Origin of the sequence: Caballeronia sp. LP006, assembly GCF_031450995.1 — a bacterium.
Lineage (GTDB): Bacteria > Pseudomonadota > Gammaproteobacteria > Burkholderiales > Burkholderiaceae > Caballeronia.
In genome coordinates, this window is the sequence record NZ_JARTVW010000005.1 from 1,399,908 (window position 1) to 1,419,239 (window position 19,332).

Consider the following 19,332-nt stretch of genomic DNA (forward strand, 5'->3'; position numbering starts at 1 on the left):
GGTATTGCATGGACACAGGAGAATTCATGATGCCCTCTCAGGCACTCCACACAAGCTTCAAGGCGGCATGCGCGGCAGCGGCGCTCATCGGCATGGCGGCGTTGAATGTTGCGCACGCGGCGGACGTCGGCAACGGCAAGGCACTGTCCGAGAGCCACAATTGCTCGGCCTGCCACGGCCCTAACCTCAATAAACCAGTGAGCGGCGAGTATCCGCGTCTCGCGGGTCAGCATGCGAGCTATATCTACTGGGCGCTCCGGCAGTATCAGATTGGCGGCGGAAATCCGAATTTCGGCCGCAACAACGCCATCATGGCGGCGCAGGTGCAGAACCTGTCGCAGAGCGACCTGAAGGATCTCGCGGCTTATATCGAATCGCTCGACGGCAACCTCGTGCTGAAGAAGTAAGCGCGCTTCGGTTCGTTCGCATCAAACGAAACACCCCGCATCGAGCGGGGTGTTTTGCTTTGTCGCGCGGCTTCGAAGATGTTTAGTCCGGCGAAGTTAGTCCTTTGAAGCTCGACGCTCGATGAGCGCGAGGTATGCGTCGGTATCCGGCGGCGTGTTGCTGCGCTGCGCTTCCCAGATCACCTGCCCAAGGCATTCCATGATGGCGTGCTGCGCCTCGTGCGTGGAACCGAGCCGCGCGGCCAGTCGCTCGTGCGCTCGACGAATGCCAGGCGGCTGATCGATCGACAACTGTTCGGTGATCGCAAGATGCATCGACAGATGCAGAAACGGGTTGCTCTGGCCGCGATCGGGCGAATAGTCCGCGCCTTGTGCTTCAGGATCGATGAGCGCGTCGTGATATTCCGGATGCTCGCGCATCCAGTCGGCGGCCATGCTTTCGAGCGGCGTGAGAATTTCGCTCGCGCGCTCCTTGCGCCAGGTTTCGGTGAAGAACTGACGAACTTCGTCGCGGCTAGGGTTGAACATAAGGTATTGATTCGATTGCGGGATTCAGACCGCTATTGTAGAGCTTGGGGTGGGGGTTCTGCTTGAGCGCTGGGGCAATTGGCGCTTGGCTGCCCGGCGGTTCAAACCACCGGCGCCGGCGTCTTCGGCCGATATTCGCAAAGCGGCTCGATCGCGCAATGCCAGCACTCCGGCACGCGCGCCTTGCAGACGTATCGCCCATGCAGGATCAGCCAGTGATGCGCGTGCTGCAAAAATTCAACCGGGACATACTTCTCCAGCGCGGTTTCGACCGCCCGCACGTCCTTGCCCGGCGCCAGTCCCGTCCGATTGGCGACGCGAAAGATATGCGTGTCGACGGCAATGGTCGCTTGCCCAAACGCAATATTCAGCACGACATTCGCTGTCTTGCGTCCGACGCCTGGCAGCGCTTCGAGCGCCTCGCGATTGTCGGGCACTTCGCCGCCGTGTTGCTCGATCAACATCCGGCACGTCGCGATCACGTTCTTCGCCTTGGTCCGATACAGCCCGATCGTGCGGATATAGTCCGTCACGCCTTCCTCGCCGAGCGCAAGCACTTTCCCAGGCGTGTTGGCGACGGGGAACATCTTGCGCATCGCCTTGTTGACGGAGACATCGGTGGCTTGCGCCGAGAGCATCACGGCGATCAACAGTTCGAATGGCGTCGTGTATTCGAGCTCCGTCTTCGGTTCCGGGTCGATGCTTTGCAACGTTTCGAAGATGGCGCGGCGCTTTTTGGCGTTCATCGTGAGTTCGGGGGATCGTTGTTCGCGTTTTCCTGCATGGCGAGCCGCCGGCGGCGCTCCTCGGCGGCATCGATCTGCGCTTGCACGGCGGGGCTCACGTTGTCCGTGTTCTTCGGGCCGGTGCCTGCGTGCGCCATCTCTTCCTTCTTCTTGCGTGCGCGGTCGAGCGCGGCCTGAATGATCGCGCGTTTCCTGGCTTCGGGGTCGTCGGCTTGCACGGCGGCGCTTACGGCTGCTTCGGGCTGTGCGGAAGATGCCGCCGCTTGCGCCCGACGTGCCGATGCACGCGCTTCGGCCGCCGCGCGCTCACGTTCGTCGCGCGCCACGCGCCGGTCGTGACGCTCGCGCGCCGCGTCGGCTTCCGGTTGAGACCACGCATTCCAGCCGGTGGCGTCGCCGGTCACGGGAATCATCGTGATGCAATCGACGGGGCAGGGCGGCACGCATAGATCGCAACCCGTGCACAGTTCGGGAATGACCGTATGCATCTGTTTCGCCGCACCGACGATTGCATCGACAGGGCACGCCTGCATGCAAAGCGTGCAACCGATGCACACGTTCTCGTCGATCACGGCAACGGGACGCGGACGTTCGACGCCATGCGTGGTGTCGAGCGCAATCACGGGCTTGTCGAGCAATCGAGCGAGCCGCGCGATGCCTTGTGCGCCGCCTGGCGGGCACTGGTTGTAGTTTGCATCGCCCGCGGCGATGGCTTCCGCATAAGGCCGGCAGGCGGGATAGCCGCACTTGGTGCACTGGGTCTGCGGCAGCAAATCTTCAATGCGCTCGGCGAGCGTCTTTGAAACGATAACGGTCACGAAGGGGTCGCGATATGGCTTGGGGAGTCGAGGCAGGGAGGAGCGCAAGAACGGCTCGACCACAATCAAACACGTATGACGGTTGCTCGCTGCCTGCATTCGGCGCGCTTATTCCGCTTTTGACGACGGTACGCGCTCGGGTTTAGGCGTCATTATCGCCGAAGTCGCAAATAGTCGTGCTGCGAACGCTTAATCCCAATTGCCAATGACGTGGCGATGTGCGCATAATCAAAGCGCTTTACCGTTTGACCGCAGGACGGTGTTCCCCAATAACCATGGGCAGCGCCCGTTCACGTCATGTACCCAAACGCGGGCCGCGTGACGCTCATCCGGACAACGCGGCTCCTGAATCATGCCACCATGAATCAGCCGAAAATCAAAAGAGATCCTGAAGGCACCCGTCGCCGTATCCTGCTGGCTGCTGCAGAAGAGTTTGCAGCGGGAGGACTGTTCGGCGCGCGCGTCGATCAGATCGCGCGCCGGGCCGAAACCAATGAACGCATGCTCTATTACTACTTCGGCAGTAAGGAGCAGCTTTTCACGGCAGTGCTTGAACACGCCCTCGGCTCGCTGGTGGAAGCCGAGCGCACGCTCGACCTCGACGGCGTGGCACCCATCGAGGCCATCACGCGCCTTGCCCATTTTGTCTGGGATTACTACCGTGATCATCCGGAATTGCTGAGGCTGATCAACAATGAAAACCTGCACGAGGCGAAATACATCAAGAGTTCGAATCGCACGCGCGAACTGATCTCGCCCATGCTCGAAACGGTCACCGCAATTCTGGATCGCGGCCAAAAAGCCGGGCTTTTTCGAAACGACGTCGACCCGTTGAAGTTCTATATCACGCTGTCGGGGCTCGGCTACTACATCGTATCGAATCGATTTACGCTCGAAGCCACATTTGGACTCGACTTTAGCGAAACGTCGCAGCGCGAACAAATGGTGCGGATGAATACGGAATTGCTGCTGGCGTTTTTGACGCGTCGTTAATCGTCTGACACGCGGGCAATAAAAAAGTCGCGCCTGGAAACAGGCGCGACTTTTCGTCTTTTACGGAACCGGTTCTATGAACCGGCGCGTAGTCGAACTCGGTCACTGAATCTCAGGCCGGCACGGCTTCCTTCTTCGGCGCCTTGTCGTGTTCGAGAATGAACTCGCGCAGTTGCGGATACACCATCGTGCGCCAGCGGCGTCCGGAGAAGATGCCGTAGTGACCAGCTTTTTCCGCCGTGAAGTGCCGCTGATTCTGCGCGGGAATGCCCGTGCAGAGATCGTGCGCGGCGCGTGTCTGACCGCTACCGGAGATGTCGTCCAGTTCGCCTTCAATGGTGAACAGGGCCGTCGCCGTGATGTCTTGCGGGCGCACGCGCTCGCCGTTCACGTCCCACGTGCCTTCGGCAAGACGGAACTCCTGGAACACGATACGGATGGTCTCCAGGTAATACTCGGCGGCCATGTCGAGCACGGCGTTGTACTCGTCGTAGAAACGGCGATGCTGCTCGGCGTCGTCGTCGTCGCCGCGAAGAAGGTTCTGATAGAAGTCCCAGTGCGCGGTAAGGTGGCGCTCCGGATTCATCGCAACGAATCCCGCGTGCTGCAAAAAGCCCGGATACACCTTGCGGCCCACGCCCGGATAATTCGCCGGCACCGTATAGATGACGTTGTTCTCGAACCACTCGTACGAGTGCTCGTTCGCGAGCGAATTGACCGATGTCGGGCTGCGGCGCGCGTCGATCGGGCCGCCCATCATGGTCATGGTGCGCGGCGTGTCCTCGCCGCGGCTCGCCATCAGCGAAATGGCGGCAAGCACCGGCACGGTCGGCTGACACACCGAAATGACATGCAGGTCCTTCGCACCGATATGGCGGATGAACTCCTGAATGTATTCGACGTAATCGTCCAGATGGAACGCGCCATTTTCGACCGGCACCATGCGCGCGTCCAACCAGTCGGTGATGTACACCTTATGGTCTTGCAAAAGCGTGTTCACGGTGTCGCGCAAGAGCGTTGAATGGTGCCCGGAAAGCGGCGCGCACACCAGCACGATAGGCTCGTCCTTCAGCTTGGTGACGGTGGCGCTGTCGTCGGCGAAGCGCTTGAAGCGCAGCAGACGGCAAAACGGCTTTTCGACAACCGTCTGCTCGACGATCGGAATGTTATGGCCGTCCTTCACGATCTGGTGGATGTCGAACTGCGGCTTTTCGTAGTCTTTGCCGAGCCGGTACAGCAATTCGTAGCCGGCAGCAAAACGGCTCGCGCCGGGAACATAGGAAAGCGGGCTCGCCGGATTCACAAACGACTTCGATGCGGCCTGGGCCCAGGCGGTGAGGGGCGACAACATGGCCCGCTGAACTTCGTGGATTTGGTAGAGCATGGTTGCCCCGTGAAAAACCGGTCTGCGTGTCGATCCCGGCAAGACTTCCGGCGATCAGGCTCAACGACGCTCGATAATCCCCGCGTGCGGCGGGCTGTCGCCGCACGCGAGGCACTGTCTCTTCCCTTACTACAAACGTCTGATGCTTGATACTGGGCAACTTCTGGGCATATAACGACACGCCCGGCTCGGAGCTTGAGCCGAAGCAGAATTTTCCGCGCAACAAACGCACGATTCCACTAAACGGTTAAAAATACCAGCTTTTGCTTCGCTACGCGCAACAGTTAAATTTTGTGCGTTGCACCAATCTTAACTGCATGGCATTCGTATTCCAAACACGACTTTGCCTATTTCTTGGCCATCGCGGCTTCCAGCGCTGGATTTGCCTTGAGATTTCCGTCTTTTGAGTCGCCAGCAGGTTGACCCGTCGCTTCGGCCATCTCTTCTTCGTGCCGCATCAGATTCATGCCAGTGTGCACCAGCGCCACGTGCGTGAAGGCCTGCGGAAAGTTGCCAACCATGCGCTTCGCTATCGTGTCGTACTCCTCGGCCAGAAGGCCTACGTCGTTGGCGAGGCCGACGAGACGCTCGAACATCTGATGCGCCTCATCGAGCCGCCCTTGCAGCGCGAGGTTGTCGACCAGCCAGAAGCTACAAGCCAGAAACGTGCCTTCTCCAGGCGGCAGACCATCGGCGACTTCGGTCGTGTGATAGCGCTTGACCAGCCCATCGTGCGTCAGAGTGGTTTCGATTGCATGTACGGTTCCGGCCACTCGCGGATCATCGGGCGGCAAAAAGCCGAGCAATGGGATCAAAAGAAGGCTCGCATCGAGCGCATCGCCGTCATACGTCTGCGTGAACGAATTGATTTGCGGATTCCAGCTTCTCGCGCAGACGGCGGCATGCACGCGCGCGCGCATCTCGCGCCAATGATCCACCGGACCTTCCAGATCGAACTTTTCCGCCGATTGAATAGCGCGGTCGTAGGCCACCCACGCCATCACCTTGGAGAACGTGAAGTGCTTGCGGCCGCCGCGCACTTCCCAGATGCCTTCGTCGGGCATCTCCCAGACGGTGTCCAGGTGCTGAAGCATGGCGCACTGGATCGACCATGCGGTTTCGTCGCTTTGCAGGCCACCGACGCGCGCGAGATGCAACGCGTTCATCACTTCGCCATAGACGTCGAGCTGCAACTGATTGACCGCGCCATTGCCGATGCGCACCGGTTGTGCGCCTTCGTAGCCCGGCAGCCAGGGAATCTCGTATTCGGGCAGACGCCGCTCGCCCGCGATGCCGTACATGATCTGCACCTGATCGGGCGAACCCGCCATCACGCGGCCCAGCCACGCGCGCCAGGCGCGGGCTTCGTCGTAGTAGCCGCCGCGCATCATCGCGAGCAGCGTGATGGTCGCGTCGCGCAGCCAGCAATAGCGATAATCCCAGTTGCGCGTGCCGCCGAGCTGTTCCGGCAGCGACGTTGTCGGCGCGGCAACGATGCCGCCGGTCGGCTCATACGCCAGCGCCTTGAGCGTAATGAGCGAACGGCGTATTGCGCTGGCCCACTTGCCCTTGAGTTCACTTTGGCTAGACCATTCGCGCCAGTAATTTTCGGTGCGTGCGAGTTGCGTGTGCGGATCGTGCGCGGGCGGCAGCCGCAAATGCGATTGCGAATAGCACAGCGAAAAGGGCACGCGTTCGCCCGCGCCAACGTCGAAGTACGCGGTCGTGCGCATGTTCTCGCCGACGAGATCCACGGGCGTGCGCAGCACGGCGAGATCGGGACCGGCAATCGCGCGAATGCCGCTCGCATCGGGCAGACGGCTGACCCACGGAATCGCCGAGCCGTAGTCGAAGCGCAACACCAGTTCCATCTTCATGCGCACCGAGCCGCGTTTGCCCACGACGATGCGCACCAGTTCCGAATGACCGTTGCGCGAAGGCATGAAGTCGACGATCGTCACCGCGCCATCGGGCGTCTCGAAGTCGGTTTCGAGGATCAGCGTGTCTTCGCGATAACGACGCCGGATGACCGGCGCTTTACCGTCGGGCATTTCCGGCGCGAGCAGCCATCGGCCATGTTCGGGTGTGCCGAGCAACGCCGAAAAACACGAGGCTGAGTCGAAGCGCGGCCAGCAGAGCCAGTCTACGGAACCGTCACGGGAAATAAGTGCTGCGGTGTGGCCGTCGCCGACCATGGCGTAATCTTCGATCAATGCTGGCATGCGGACATCTTCCTGCTGGCGGCGCCCGAGAGCGCCGAGGGTTGGAATGAGAACGACACAGACATGTAAGACGCAAAACGCAAACCCTTGGTCTGGCCGCATTCTGCCGCATTCGTTCACGGTGAGCAGGAAACCGGGCGAACGCTCCTCTATCGCAGCGGCAACGGCGCGTCCCGCAGGGCTGGCGGAAACGCCCGCGTAACTCGCCGATGAAAACTTGCCGGAACGATCGGCCAATGTTTAAATGAAGTCTTACGAACGGCCTTCAGGTCGCGTCGTTCAGCTGCGCGTCGGGACCATGTCGCGCTGTCATCGACCCTTCTTTCGCACCACGGTTTCACGCTTCGCACGTCGCATACCGGTTCATCACTTCGTGATTTCGGGGAACAGGACACCATGCACAATCCGTCGAAAGCTGACTGCATCGCCATTCTTTCCGCAGCAAGCCGGTTGAACGAGCCCGGCACTTTGCTCGCGCTCGATCCCGGACATCTCGGTTTGTCGCGCAACGCGATGGAAACCGCCGCTGTCTTTCTCACCGAGCGCGGCTGCTTCAGCGGCTATTCCTTCGACGCGGCGGGCGTCGCGGTAGGCGCGCTGTCCTTGCAAGGCCGCTTGCGGCTGGATCAACTCGCCAACGGTTGAAACGCGAATACTTTCGCGTCCAGTCCTAGGACATGCGCGCGGTTCAAGCCGCGCGCATGCGTTCGTCAGAAATGCGCCGAGCCCATGCCGAATAGCCCGATCAGTCCAATCACGATCAGATAGATCGCGACGATGAAGTTCAGCAGTCGCGGCATCACGAGGATGAGAATCCCGGCGATCAGCGACACCAGCGGCCCAAGGCTTACGTGAATGTTCATCGCAGCAACTCCTTTTTGTTGTTGGTTCGAATGGTTGGGTTTAGCCTGTTGCGGTTTGCCCGGTGGCACGGTGGGAGCAAAACTTGCTCGCGCCACGCCAGCCAGACGATGCCGCAGCCGTTCGCGCATCGCCCTCGATAACAAGCATCAGAAGACGATGAGGAGCTTTCATGCACCCGAGCCATCCGTTGCCGGAACGGTTGTCCGCCGTCGCGGCGAGACGCACGTCGCAAGTGCCGCGCCCGCTACAGAATACGCTCACGAGTTCGCTCTTGGCTTCATTCAAGCCGCGTAGGTGGGCCCGGGGTTTCGCGTTGATCCTGTCGATCGCGGCCACGCATGCCGTGGCGCAGACGCCCGCAAGCGCGACGCCGGCCGCGGGCGCCAGTGGCGCTGCGGTTTCATCGGGCGGCGAGGTGCTCGATCTGCTCATCGGCACTTACACGGGCGGCGGCAAGAGCGAAGGCATCTACGTTTATCGCTTCGATACCGGCAATGGCGAGCTGACGCGCGTCGCGTCGGCGCAGACGGTGAACCCGTCGTATCTCGTCGTGAGTCGCGATCACAATTACGTGTATGCCGTGAACGAACTGCCCGGCGACAACGGCCCGGCTTCGCAACGCGGCGGCATCAGCGCGTTTCGCTTCGACCGCGCAACCGGCCAGTTGAGCTTTTTGAACCGCGTGTCGGCGGATGGCAACGACCCGTGTTACCTCGCGCTCTCGCCGGATGGCAAATATTTGCTGACAGCCAATTACTCGGTGGCGGCCAATCCCGGCGGCAGCTTCGCGGTGTTTCCGATCAACGCCGATGGTCACGTCGGCACCTCCGTGCTGACGGTGCATCACGAAGGCAACGGGCCCGTGAAAGGGCGGCAGGACAACTCGCACGTTCACTCGACCGTGTTCTCGCCCGATGGCAAATATCTCTTCACGCAAGACCTGGGCGTCGACAAGGTGTTCGCGTACCGCTACACGCCCGATGGTAGCCGCGGCCTGTTCGGTCCGACCGATGCGCGTTACACGCCGATCAAGGCTGGTTCGGGCCCACGGCATCTGATTTTCGATACCGGCGGCAAGCATGCGTATCTCACGACCGAAATGAACGCGTCGGTGCTCGTCTTTAACTATCGCGACGGCAAACTCAGCGAAACGCAGAGCGTGCCGATGACCGCGCCCGGCTTCAAAGGCAAGATCGGCGGCGGCGCGGTGCATCTGTCGCCCGATGGACGCTTTCTGTATGCGACCAATCGTGGCGACGCGAACGAGCTCGTCGCGTTCGCGGTCGATCCGAACAACGGCCATCTCAAGCTCATGAAGCGATATCCGACGCTTGGCAAGACGCCGCGTGAGTTCGCGATCGACCCGAGCGGGCGCTGGCTCATCGTCGGCAATCAGGACAGCGACAGCGCGTTCTTCTTCCAGCGCGATCCGGCATCGGGCGAACTGGCATCGGACCCGAAGCGGCTTTCTATCGGCTCGCCGGTCGATTTCAAGTTCGTCTCGCCGTCTTGAGAAGTTTTGCGCGGCGCGTTGTCGATCGCGGCAATGGTCCGTTCCAGGCTTTCGTCACGTGACCGACACGCGAAGCCGTCACGGTTTCATCTCTGTGCACGGTCTTCGCGCTTCTCATGCGGCCCGTGCAACCGATGGCAACGGCGGCGTTGTGTTCTTCCGGGTCCGCCACGAGTTCTAGTACGATGCTGCGTCGGCTCGCGCAGCCTGGCATTTGGAACCGAAAGGTATCCTGATGAAATCGAAAGACAACGGAAATTGCAGGGAAAGCAAGATTGAACACGACTTACACTTCCGGCCGCGCCAGGCGTCCCGAACCGGGCCCGCAGCCTGACAAGAACGAAGCGGCGCCGCCCGGCTTCATCAGCGCGTTCCGCTTTGCGGGCGGCCAGGCGCTGCGGCTTTCGTGGGACGAAGCGCGCGATGCAATCACGGGCGACGGACCGACGTGGCTCCATCTCTCGGCCAACGACGATACCGTCGAAGGCTGGCTCGAAGGCGTGAGTTCCATGCCCGATGTCGCGCGCGAATTTCTGAACGGCGAGGACAAACGTCCGCGCGTGCACATGGGACCGAATTTCATGTACGGCGTCGTCGCCGACTTGGAGCTCGTCGCGGCGACGCCCGCGGGCGCGGAGCCGGGCGCACGCGAGGCGATTCGCGCGACCGGCGCATTGCGCTTTTACGTCGACCGCAACCGCATGATTACGGTGCGCGCGCGTCCCTTGCAGTCGACCGACCGGCTGCGTCATGCCGTGCTCGAAGGCGCGATGTTCCGCGATACCGTCGATCTTTTCGCGGGTCTGATCCGCGCGCTCAACGAGACCTTCGCGGACCGTATCGATGAAATCGGCGACCGTCTCGACGATGTCGAAGAGGGCGTGCTCGAAGGCGGCCATTCGAACTGGCGCGTCGAACTCGGCGTGGTGCGGCGGCGGCTGGTGGAGGTCAAGCGCTTTATCGACCCCGAGCGTAACGCGCTCACGCAACTCGTGACGCGCCGGCTTGAATGGGCCGAACCGCGCTCGATGGAAGCGCTCGTGCAAGCCATTCAGGTGCTCAACGGATTGGGCGGCGGGCTCGAAGGACTTTACGAACGCGCCAAACTCTTGCAGGACGAAATCGCCGCGCTGCTTTCCGAGGACATCAACCGCAAGCTCTTGTGGCTCGCGATCATGTCCGCGTTGTTATTGCCCGCCACGCTCGTGACGGGCATCTTCGGCATGAACGTCGCGGGCTTGCCGGGCACGCACAATCCCGCTTCGTTCTGGGTGGTGGTCGGCGTGATGGCGGGATGCGCCGCCATCACGATCTTCCTGTTGCGCCGCTTGCGGCTCTGGTAAAAACGCTTAGTCGGCCGGGCCGGGCGGTGCGAGCACTTCGCGATTGCCGTTGCTGCCCATCGAGGAGACGAGCCCGGCCGTTTCCATCTGCTCGACGAGCCGCGCCGCGCGGTTATAGCCAATACGCAGTTGCCGCTGCACCGACGAAATCGAGGCGCGCCGTGTGCGCAACACGAACGCGACGGCTTCGTCGTAGAGCGGGTCGGCTTCGGCCTCGGGCGTTTCGCCGAACAGGTCTGGCGACGCGCCTTCGGACGTCGGCCCGGACAGAATGCCTTCCTCGTATTCCGGCTCGCCAAACTGCTTCAAATATTCGACCACGCGATGCACTTCGTCGTCCGCGACGAACGCGCCGTGTATGCGTTGCGGGTAGCCGGTGCCGGGTGGCAGGAACAGCATGTCGCCTGCGCCGAGCAGCGATTCCGCGCCCATCTGATCGAGAATCGTGCGCGAATCGATCTTGGACGACACCTGAAACGCCACGCGTGTCGGAATGTTGGCCTTGATGAGACCCGTGATGACATCGACCGAAGGCCGCTGCGTCGCGAGAATCAGGTGGATGCCGGCCGCGCGCGCCTTCTGCGCAAGACGCGCGATCAATTGTTCGATTTGCTTGCCCGCGACCATCATGAGGTCGGCCAGTTCGTCGATGATCACGACGATGAGCGGCAGCGTCGATAGCGGCTCGGGTGCATCGGGCGTCAAGGAAAACGGATTCGTGAGCTTCTTGCCGGCCGCTTCGGTGGCGCGGATCTTTTGATTGAAGCCCTGCAGATTGCGAACGCCCACCGCCGACATCAGCCGGTAGCGCTTTTCCATTTCGCCGACACACCAGTTGAGCGCGTTCGACGCGAGCTTCATGTCAGTGACGACGGGTGCGAGCAGATGCGGAATGCCTTCGTACACGGACAGTTCGAGCATCTTCGGGTCGATCATGATGAGGCGCACGTCCTCAGGCGTCGCCTTGTAGAGCAGCGAAAGGATCATTGCGTTGATCGCGACCGACTTGCCGGAGCCCGTCGTGCCCGCGACCAGCATGTGCGGCGCCTTGGCGAGGTCGGTGACGACCGGATTGCCGACGATGTCCTTGCCCATCGCGATGGTGAGATTCGACTTCGACGCGCGGTACACGTCCTGTTCGAGAATCTCGGACAGACGGATCATCTGGCGTTTCGCGTTCGGCAGTTCGAGGCCCATGCAGGTTTTGCCGGGAATCGTTTCGACGACGCGGATCGATGTGAGACCGAGGCCTCGCGATAGATCCTTCATGAGGCCGACGATCTGACTGCCGCGCACGCCGAGCGCCGGGTCCACTTCGAAGCGCGTGATGACGGGGCCAGCGGATGCGCCGACGACCGTGACGGGCACCTTGAATTCCTGCAGCCGTTGTTCGATTAGCTGGCCGGTTTCGGCGAGTTGCTGTTCGGAGACGGGTTCGGCGTCTTCGGATGCGGGTTCGAGCAGGTCGAGCGTGGGCAATTCAACTGCAGATGCGTGCGGCGCGTGAAATTCGAATTCGGTGGGCGCGAAGCCGCGTACCGGCGGGCGCGGGGCGCTTGCTGGTGATGTTGTTGCGGCGGGTGGCGCTTCGGCTTCGGCCTCTTGCAGCGGGACGGCGATGGGGAAGCGCACGATGTTCGATGGCTTTTCCGGCGCGTCGAAGGCTTCCTCGCGCGCGGTCTCGTGGACGGGCGACGTCGAAGCGCTTTGGATCGAGTCATCTCGAAGCGACGCGGGCGCGTGCCGCACGGTGCCGTCGCGCGGCAACGCGGGTGCGCTTTGGCCGGTACCGTCGCCAGGCAACGTGGATGCGCTTCGGAATGTTTCGTCGGGAGGCAATGCCGCCGCGTTTCGCACGGGATCCGCACCAGACGGGGCGGGCTGGTCGCGAGCATCGTCGAATGCGTCCGCGAGCGGCGGCGGCTCGTCCATCGGCAGGAACGACGGCAGAGGAGGTGGCTCGTATCTCGGCGACGATGACGGCTCGTCCAGCCACGGCGGTGCAGGCGTTTCGGTGTGACGCGTTGGCTCGACCAAGTCAGGCTCGGCGTGCTCCGGCGTGAACTCGCGATGAATCGGTGGCGTAGCGGGCGTTGCGGGCGCGTCCAACGAAACCGCTGCCGGTGCTTGTGACGCAACGTTGGCTCCCATGCGTGAGAAAACGAGCGTGCTTGCCCCAACGGAGGTGGCATCGTCTGAAATGGCGCTGTCCGCGTTCAGACCGCCGTCGATCAACGTGTCCGCTGGCTTCGGAGAGAAGTCGACAGGTTCCGTACCCGTTGGCGCTCGCGTCACAGTGTCGCTCGCAGATTGCGATGCGACTTGCGAGCCAGACGCTGCGGCCATATCCGCCACCATCGCTTCAGGTTCACGCGCGAGCCCCGTTCCGGCGAGCGACGTCCATAACGCGGCGTTTTCCTCGATAGATCGCAGCGTCGCCTGAACGGACTCGGGCGGTGGAGGTGGTTCGAGCGGCGGAAGTGCCGAACGCGCCAGCGCGTCGGCGGGCGTTGGCAGCGAACGCCCAGCAAAGTCACGCGTGGCCGGTGTTGCGGTCGGACGAACGGGCGGCGCGCGCCGCACGAGCCCAGGCGAAGTCTGCCCCGCACGACTTTGTGCGGGCATCGGACCGCGTGCATTGCCGCCTGCCGATACTGAAGCGGTGCCGCCCCGGGCCAGTGCAGCCGAAGCAGCCGGAGCCGCACCCGCCCGAGAAACATTCCCGCGTGGCTCGACCGCAACCGATGAGGCAGCATTGCGCGACGCAGAAGCCGCAGCCATTCCCGCGGAAGTTCGCGCCGACGCTGTCGTGCCATTCGCGCCTTGTGCCGGCCGCGCCCCCGGCGACACCGAGGCACGCGGCTGCGTGGACGGATTCAACCATCCACCGGGCGCGACCGGCTCGATAGGCATCGGCCGACCGGACGCGCTCTCCGCTTCGAACGCGGATCGGCTGAGACGCACGGCGGCATAGTTGGTCGACGCGGTATTCCTCGCTGACGCCTGATCGCGGTTCGCGCCGCTCTTGCCGATCGAAGGCGGACGCCACGCGGTAGGCCGCCGATAGCGTCCGCGTTGCTTGCCGGTCGGCAAACCGAGCGTGGGCTCATCCTGCGGCACGCGCACGGACGAGGCATCGAAACGATCCGCGCCGATGCCGCGCACGGGGATCTCGCGCGTCGTCTTGGTCTTGTCGCGCGCACGACGCTCGAACCAGCCGGATGCATCGCGTCGCCCACGGTGTTCCTTCTTCGGCTGCGGTTCGCGCTCGTTTTTTTCGGGTGGTGTCAGCCAGCTCTTCGGCAAATCGAAGCCGAACGCTTCATCGAACCAGATCAGCACGGAGCGCCACGAGAACTCGACGAGCCACGGCGCGAACATTGCCAGCACGAGGGCCGCAACGGCAATCGCGCCAGCCGGATAAGCCAGATTGACGAGAAGCAAGGCAAGCGCCCGACCACCGCGATTGATATTCGCCTGCGTTTCGACGCCACTTGCAAGCAGGCCTTCGAGCACGCTGCTCGACAGCAATACGCAGATGAAGCCGACCCACAGCCGGATCGTGCCGGGGCCGCGCAGTCCGCTGCCGCTCGGGAGCACCGATTTCACGATGCGCCAGAGGAGTGGAAGGATCCAGACGACTGATGCACCGAACCAGCCGAGAACTACCATTTGCATGCTAGAGATAGAACCAATGTTGGGTGAGACGTATGAGACAGGACCAGACTCGCTGCCGGCTTCGGACGCATGCGCGTTCAACCAGGCAGTTTAACGGTTGCGGCGTGCGCCGATAGGTATGGCGCAAGCACGCAACACCTCGCGCTTACTTTGGCCGCGGCGCGAACGTGAGCACCTGTCCATCGGCGAGCGTCAGTTGCAACGCTGGCGGCGGGTTCATCTGAACGCCGCTTCTGGCGACATGTGCGAGCCCATCCAGATACGGCTGCTCCAACGCACCGCCCGTGCCGGAGACGCAGGCCATGCGCGTACCGGCGAGCGGGCCGAACGTGAGCTTGCCGTCTTTCAGGTCATAGGCGCCCGCGAAGCGGTTGCAACCGGAAAAGCCGCTCGCGCGCCGATGGCCGCTCGCCGTCGAAAAGTCGAGCGTGATGGGCTGTGCGCCGCCCGCGTCCTGAGGAAGCGCACGCGGCTTGCCGCTTGCATCGGTCCAGCGCGTGAGCTGCCATTGCGTGTCGTCGAGCAATTGCGTGGCGGCGGGATTGTACGGATCGGTGGGCGGCGCGCTCGCGTCGGGATGCTTGGGGAGCGCGCAGCCGGCGATGAAACCCGTGGCGAGCAGCAGCACACCGGCGCGCCGCGATGCACGTGTGAGCCACGCCGGCGCTCCCCGAAAAAGCGGCGACGTAGACGGTGTGCGGATGAAGTGCGTGGGCATCGGGGAGTCCTGAAACTGGCGAAACCGTAAGGGTATCGCACTCGTCCTACGATTTGTCCAGCGCTCGATGCAACAAAATGATCGGCAGCGCTTTCCTCCCGTCGACGATCTTCGAAAAGCACGCGAATGCCTTGCAACTGAGCAGCGATACCGCTTGTCATACTGCTCTTGGCGCCTGTCAATAGACCGAATGGCAGAGCTGTTGCACTAAGCGGTGCGTGTTAACATCCGGGCCATTCTCGCCTCATCGAATGTTCGAGCAACAGGCGCCACCGAATCCGATTTCTGGAGCACTCATGCACACCGACTCGCAACGCGACCCCGCTACCGGCACGAATGCCGCGACCGACGTCGAGCGCCGCATCGGCACGCCGCTTTCGGCGCATGCCACGCGCGTGATGTTGCTCGGCGCGGGCGAGCTCGGCAAGGAAGTGATCATCGCGTTGCAGCGGCTCGGCGTCGAGGTGATCGCGGTGGATCGCTATGCGAACGCGCCGGGGCATCAGGTCGCGCACCGGGCGCATGTCATCGACATGACCGATGCCGTGGCGCTGCGCGCGCTCGTCGAGCAAGAGTCGCCGCATCTGATCGTGCCCGAGATCGAGGCAATCGCCACCGACGCGCTCGCCGACATCGAAGCCGCTGGCATTGCCACCGTGATTCCGACCGCGCGCGCCACGCAATTGACGATGAATCGCGAAGGCATTCGCCGCCTGGCCGCCGAGACGCTTGGCTTGCCGACCTCGCCGTACGCGTTCGCGCAGTCGCTCGAAGAGATGAAGGAGGCGATCGCGAAGATCGGTTTTCCGTGCGTGGTGAAGCCCGTCATGTCGTCCTCGGGCAAGGGACAAACCGTGCTCGGAAGCGACGCGGATGTCGAGCCCGCCTGGAACTACGCGATGGCGGGCGGGCGCGTGAACCACGGGCGCGTGATCGTGGAAGGGTTCATCGACTTCGAGTACGAAATCACGCAACTCACCGTGCGCGCGGCCGACCCCGCGACCGGCGAGACGGCGACTTTTTTCTGCGAGCCTATCGGCCACGTGCAGGTGGCGGGTGACTACGTCGAATCCTGGCAGCCGCAGGCGATGAGCGCCGTCGCGCTCGCCCGCTCGCGCGATGTCGCGGCAAAGGTGACGACCGCGCTCGGCGGACGCGGCCTCTTCGGCGTGGAACTCTTCGTGCGCGGCGATGACGTATGGTTTTCGGAAGTCAGTCCGCGTCCGCACGACACGGGTCTCGTGACGCTCGCCACGCAGCGTTTCTCCGAGTTCGAACTGCACGCGCGCGCCATTCTCGGCTTGCCCGTCGATACCGCGCTGCAAACGCCGGGCGCATCGGCGGTGATCTACGGCGGCCTCGACGAAGCGGGTATCGCCTTCGAAGGCGTGGCCGAAGCGCTTGCGGTGCCGGGCGCGGATCTGCGCCTCTTCGGCAAGCCCGAGAGCTTCGCGAAACGGCGCATGGGCGTCGCGCTCGCTACTGGCGTCGATACCGGCGAAGCGCGTGAGCGCGCGAAGCTGGCGGCGTCGAAAGTAAAGCCCGTATCGAGTCGACCGGGCTGACCATCGCCTGCAAATGGCAGGGAGAAGATAGTGAAGCGAATCATCATGGCCGCGTTGATCGTGGCGTGCGCGGGACTTTCGGGCTGCGGGCTGGCCGCGGCTCCGTGCCGGATCGCGTCAGCGGGTTTGAAGATCGTGCCGGTGGTCGGCCATGTCGCGGCCGCGCCCACGGACGCCTGCGCGGACGTGATCGATCCATGATCTTCGGGCCATCCATCAAGGCTCGCCAAGCCGCTTCCCACGATTTCCGGACCCGATGATGAAACGATCTCTCGTACTTTCGGCCGCGCTTCTTATGGCGTCTTCCGTCGCCACGACCTCGCGCGCGATGCCGCTCACCGTGCCGCAAATCCAGACCGCCTCGACGCAGACCACGCGCTACGACTGCAAGGATGGCAAGAGCGTGTCGGTGCAATACACCAACGCACGCAATCACCAGAGCTTCGCGGCATTGACGGTGGATGGCCGCAAACTGCTGTTCGTCAACGTGATCGCGGGTTCCGGGGCCAAATACGTCGCGGATCAATATACGTGGTGGACCAAGGGACCGCAGGCCAATCTCTATGACGAGATGGCGGCCAAGGACTCGCCGCCGCTACTGGCCGATTGCGAGGCGCACAACAAGTAAGCGCGGCCTACGTCGTGCGCCTCTGTCGCATGAAGCGCGGAAAGGGGCGGATCGACGCCGGATGCTACAATGTGCGGCTTTCCGGCTAAGATTTTTGCCCTGCAGCGTCGTGGTTCGCATCGGCTCGCGTGGCCTTCCACTTGAGCGTGCGTCGGCCGCCTTGAAGGCGTCATCGAAGCCGTGTTCCATCGCAGCGGGCCTTGTGCCCGAACCTGCGGCGTTCCGCAGGCCGCGACCATCGGCCGAATCTGCGTCAGGCGCTCGTTTTCCTGCCCGGCGCGCTTCAAGTGCATGGCAAGCGCCGCGCACAAATGCTTGCGCGGACAACCCTCCGCGTCACCGAAATACTCACGCGTAATCGACCGAACGCCCGCTTACGCACCGCTTCAAGCGGATTTTTAGCGAAAGCCCAATAGTCACCATGTCAGATTCCGTCGCCACGAACCCGTCCACCGCGCCTACGTTCGATCAGTTCGGCCTGGCCGCCGACATCCTCAAGGCAGTGAGCGAGTCCGGCTATACCACGCCCACGCCGATCCAGGAGCAGGCCATTCCCGTCGTGCTCGCGGGCCGCGATGTGATGGGCGCGGCGCAGACCGGCACGGGCAAGACCGCGAGTTTTTCGCTGCCGATCATCCAGCGTCTTTTGCCGATGGCCAATACGAGCGCCTCGCCCGCCCGCCATCCCGTGCGCGCGCTGATGCTTACGCCCACGCGCGAACTCGCCGATCAGGTCGCCGCCAACGTGCAGACCTACTCGAAGCACACTGCGTTGCGCAGCACGGTGGTGTTCGGCGGCGTCGACATGAATCCGCAGTCGGATGCGTTGCGCCGTGGCGTGGAGATTCTCATCGCGACGCCGGGACGTCTGCTCGATCACGTTCAGCAGAAGACGCTCAATCTCGGCCAGGTGCAGATGCTCGTCCTCGACGAAGCCGACCGCATGCTCGACATGGGCTTTCTGCCCGACCTGCAGCGCATTCTGAATCTGCTGCCTAAGGAGCGTCAGACGCTGCTGTTTTCGGCGACGTTCTCGCCTGAAATCAAGAAGCTCGCGGCAACTTACTTGCGCAATCCGCAGACCATCGAAGTCGCGCGCAGCAACTCCACCGCGACCAACGTGCGGCAGATCGTCTTCGAAGTGCACGAGAGCGACAAGTCGGGCGCCGTCGCGCAACTGATCCGCCAGCGCGGATTAAAGCAGGTCATCGTGTTCTGCAATAGCAAGATCGGCGCGAGCCGGTTGGCGCGCGTGCTGGAACGTGATGGCATCGTCGCCACCGCGATTCACGGCGACCGTACGCAAGGCGAGCGCATGCAGGCGCTCGACGCGTTCAAGCGCGGCGAGATCGAAGCACTCGTCGCAACCGACGTGGCCGCGCGCGGGCTCGATATCGCCGAATTGCCGGCGGTCATCAACTTCGACTTGCCGTTCAGCGCGGAAGATTACGTGCACCGTATCGGTCGCACGGGGCGCGCGGGTGCGTCGGGCGACGCGTTGTCGCTGTGCAGCGCGAACGAACGCAAGCAGCTTGCCGACATCGAGAAGCTGATCAAGCGTCCGCTCGAAGTGATGACGCTCGAAGTAGCGACGCCGGTGCGCCGTGAAGGCGCGCGGCGCGACGAGCGGCCGGTCCGCCCGGAGCGCAGCGAACATCGGCATGGCGCGCGGGAAGAAGCGGGTCCGCGCCGGCGCACGTCGGGGTCGTCGTATGATCGGCCGCGCGGGCGTCAGCAGCCGGTGGACGAATTCTTCCTCAAACCTTACGAGCCCTCGCCCTCGGCGGTGAAGCGGCACGAGGAAAGCGTCGAGCCGGAGCGCAAGAGCGCGCCGAAGCAGCCGTTGGCCGCGTTGCTTGGCGGGTTGGGTGCGTTGCGTAAGTCGACTTGAGTTGGCGCGTGAAGCTCTAAGAAACGGTGGTCTC

The 19,332-nt window shown here is 63.0% G+C and carries 17 protein-coding genes; 9 read left to right on the forward strand and 8 right to left on the reverse strand.

Annotated features, from left to right (window positions below):
• Positions 1-26: 26 nt before the first annotated feature.
• Positions 27-407: a c-type cytochrome gene (locus P9250_RS23185; RefSeq protein WP_244827509.1), complete on the forward strand. Its 381-nt coding sequence runs from the start codon at positions 27-29 to the stop codon at positions 405-407.
• A 96-nt stretch (positions 408-503) separates the two neighbouring features.
• Here P9250_RS23185 and P9250_RS23190 read toward each other — a convergent pair whose 3' ends face one another.
• The 3 genes from P9250_RS23190 to rsxB all read right to left on the reverse strand — a co-directional run bounded on the left by P9250_RS23190 (position 504) and on the right by rsxB (position 2,598).
• Positions 504-935 carry a DUF1841 family protein gene (locus P9250_RS23190; RefSeq protein WP_250464171.1) on the reverse strand — a complete coding sequence of 144 codons (432 nt, stop codon included), beginning with the start codon at positions 933-935 and terminating at the stop codon, positions 504-506.
• Between the two features lie 101 nt (positions 936-1,036).
• Positions 1,037-1,681, reverse strand: a complete 645-nt coding sequence (nth, locus tag P9250_RS23195; RefSeq protein WP_244827511.1) for an endonuclease III — start codon at positions 1,679-1,681, stop codon at positions 1,037-1,039.
• Positions 1,678-2,598, reverse strand: coding sequence for an electron transport complex subunit RsxB (gene rsxB / locus P9250_RS23200; RefSeq protein ID WP_409014927.1), 921 nt, complete (start codon positions 2,596-2,598; stop codon positions 1,678-1,680). The genes nth and rsxB overlap by 4 nt, the downstream gene beginning before the upstream one ends.
• A gap of 261 nt (positions 2,599-2,859) precedes the next feature.
• Here rsxB and P9250_RS23205 point away from each other — a divergent pair, with 261 nt between their 5' ends.
• Positions 2,860-3,492, forward strand: a complete 633-nt coding sequence (locus tag P9250_RS23205; RefSeq protein ID WP_244828000.1) for a TetR family transcriptional regulator — start codon at positions 2,860-2,862, stop codon at positions 3,490-3,492.
• Between the two features lie 112 nt (positions 3,493-3,604).
• Here the strand turns inward: P9250_RS23205 and P9250_RS23210 are convergent, their stop codons facing one another.
• Together P9250_RS23210 and P9250_RS23215 are read right to left on the reverse strand one after the other, a co-directional pair.
• Positions 3,605-4,876 carry a polyhydroxyalkanoate depolymerase gene (locus P9250_RS23210; protein WP_250464175.1) on the reverse strand — a complete coding sequence of 424 codons (1,272 nt, stop codon included), beginning with the start codon at positions 4,874-4,876 and terminating at the stop codon, positions 3,605-3,607.
• 347 nt (positions 4,877-5,223) lie between these two features.
• The gene (locus P9250_RS23215) at positions 5,224-7,098 is read right to left on the reverse strand and encodes a glycoside hydrolase family 15 protein (protein WP_244827514.1); all 1,875 of its coding nucleotides are present in this window, start codon (positions 7,096-7,098) and stop codon (positions 5,224-5,226) included.
• A gap of 396 nt (positions 7,099-7,494) precedes the next feature.
• Between P9250_RS23215 and P9250_RS23220 the strand changes: the two genes are divergently transcribed.
• Positions 7,495-7,743: a hypothetical protein gene (locus P9250_RS23220; protein ID WP_310395403.1), complete on the forward strand. Its 249-nt coding sequence runs from the start codon at positions 7,495-7,497 to the stop codon at positions 7,741-7,743.
• Positions 7,744-7,808: 65 nt separating this feature from the next.
• On the opposite strand, the gene P9250_RS23225 is transcribed toward P9250_RS23220, so the two are convergent.
• On the reverse strand, positions 7,809-7,961 hold the full coding sequence (locus P9250_RS23225; RefSeq protein ID WP_244827516.1) for a DUF3096 domain-containing protein: 153 nt from the start codon (positions 7,959-7,961) through the stop codon (positions 7,809-7,811).
• Positions 7,962-8,131: 170 nt separating this feature from the next.
• Here P9250_RS23225 and P9250_RS23230 point away from each other — a divergent pair, with 170 nt between their 5' ends.
• Both P9250_RS23230 and P9250_RS23235 read left to right on the forward strand, forming a co-directional pair.
• The gene (locus P9250_RS23230) at positions 8,132-9,475 is read left to right on the forward strand and encodes a lactonase family protein (protein WP_310395405.1); all 1,344 of its coding nucleotides are present in this window, start codon (positions 8,132-8,134) and stop codon (positions 9,473-9,475) included.
• A gap of 275 nt (positions 9,476-9,750) precedes the next feature.
• Complete coding sequence (locus P9250_RS23235) at positions 9,751-10,818, forward strand: transporter (RefSeq protein ID WP_310395407.1); 1,068 nt, start codon at positions 9,751-9,753, stop codon at positions 10,816-10,818.
• Between the two features lie 6 nt (positions 10,819-10,824).
• Here the strand turns inward: P9250_RS23235 and P9250_RS23240 are convergent, their stop codons facing one another.
• On the reverse strand, positions 10,825-14,496 hold the full coding sequence (locus P9250_RS23240) for a DNA translocase FtsK (protein ID WP_310395410.1): 3,672 nt from the start codon (positions 14,494-14,496) through the stop codon (positions 10,825-10,827).
• Between the two features lie 145 nt (positions 14,497-14,641).
• On the reverse strand, positions 14,642-15,214 hold the full coding sequence (locus P9250_RS23245; RefSeq protein ID WP_310395413.1) for an META domain-containing protein: 573 nt from the start codon (positions 15,212-15,214) through the stop codon (positions 14,642-14,644).
• A gap of 296 nt (positions 15,215-15,510) precedes the next feature.
• Here P9250_RS23245 and purT point away from each other — a divergent pair, with 296 nt between their 5' ends.
• The 4 genes from purT to P9250_RS23265 all read left to right on the forward strand — a co-directional run bounded on the left by purT (position 15,511) and on the right by P9250_RS23265 (position 19,298).
• The gene (gene purT / locus P9250_RS23250) at positions 15,511-16,779 is read left to right on the forward strand and encodes a formate-dependent phosphoribosylglycinamide formyltransferase (RefSeq protein ID WP_309842195.1); all 1,269 of its coding nucleotides are present in this window, start codon (positions 15,511-15,513) and stop codon (positions 16,777-16,779) included.
• A 45-nt stretch (positions 16,780-16,824) separates the two neighbouring features.
• Complete coding sequence (locus P9250_RS23255) at positions 16,825-16,980, forward strand: DUF6726 family protein (protein ID WP_309845184.1); 156 nt, start codon at positions 16,825-16,827, stop codon at positions 16,978-16,980.
• Positions 16,981-17,074: 94 nt separating this feature from the next.
• On the forward strand, positions 17,075-17,407 hold the full coding sequence (locus P9250_RS23260) for an MliC family protein (protein WP_409014928.1): 333 nt from the start codon (positions 17,075-17,077) through the stop codon (positions 17,405-17,407).
• 421 nt (positions 17,408-17,828) lie between these two features.
• Positions 17,829-19,298, forward strand: a complete 1,470-nt coding sequence (locus tag P9250_RS23265) for a DEAD/DEAH box helicase (RefSeq protein WP_250464186.1) — start codon at positions 17,829-17,831, stop codon at positions 19,296-19,298.
• Positions 19,299-19,332: the final 34 nt, after the last annotated feature.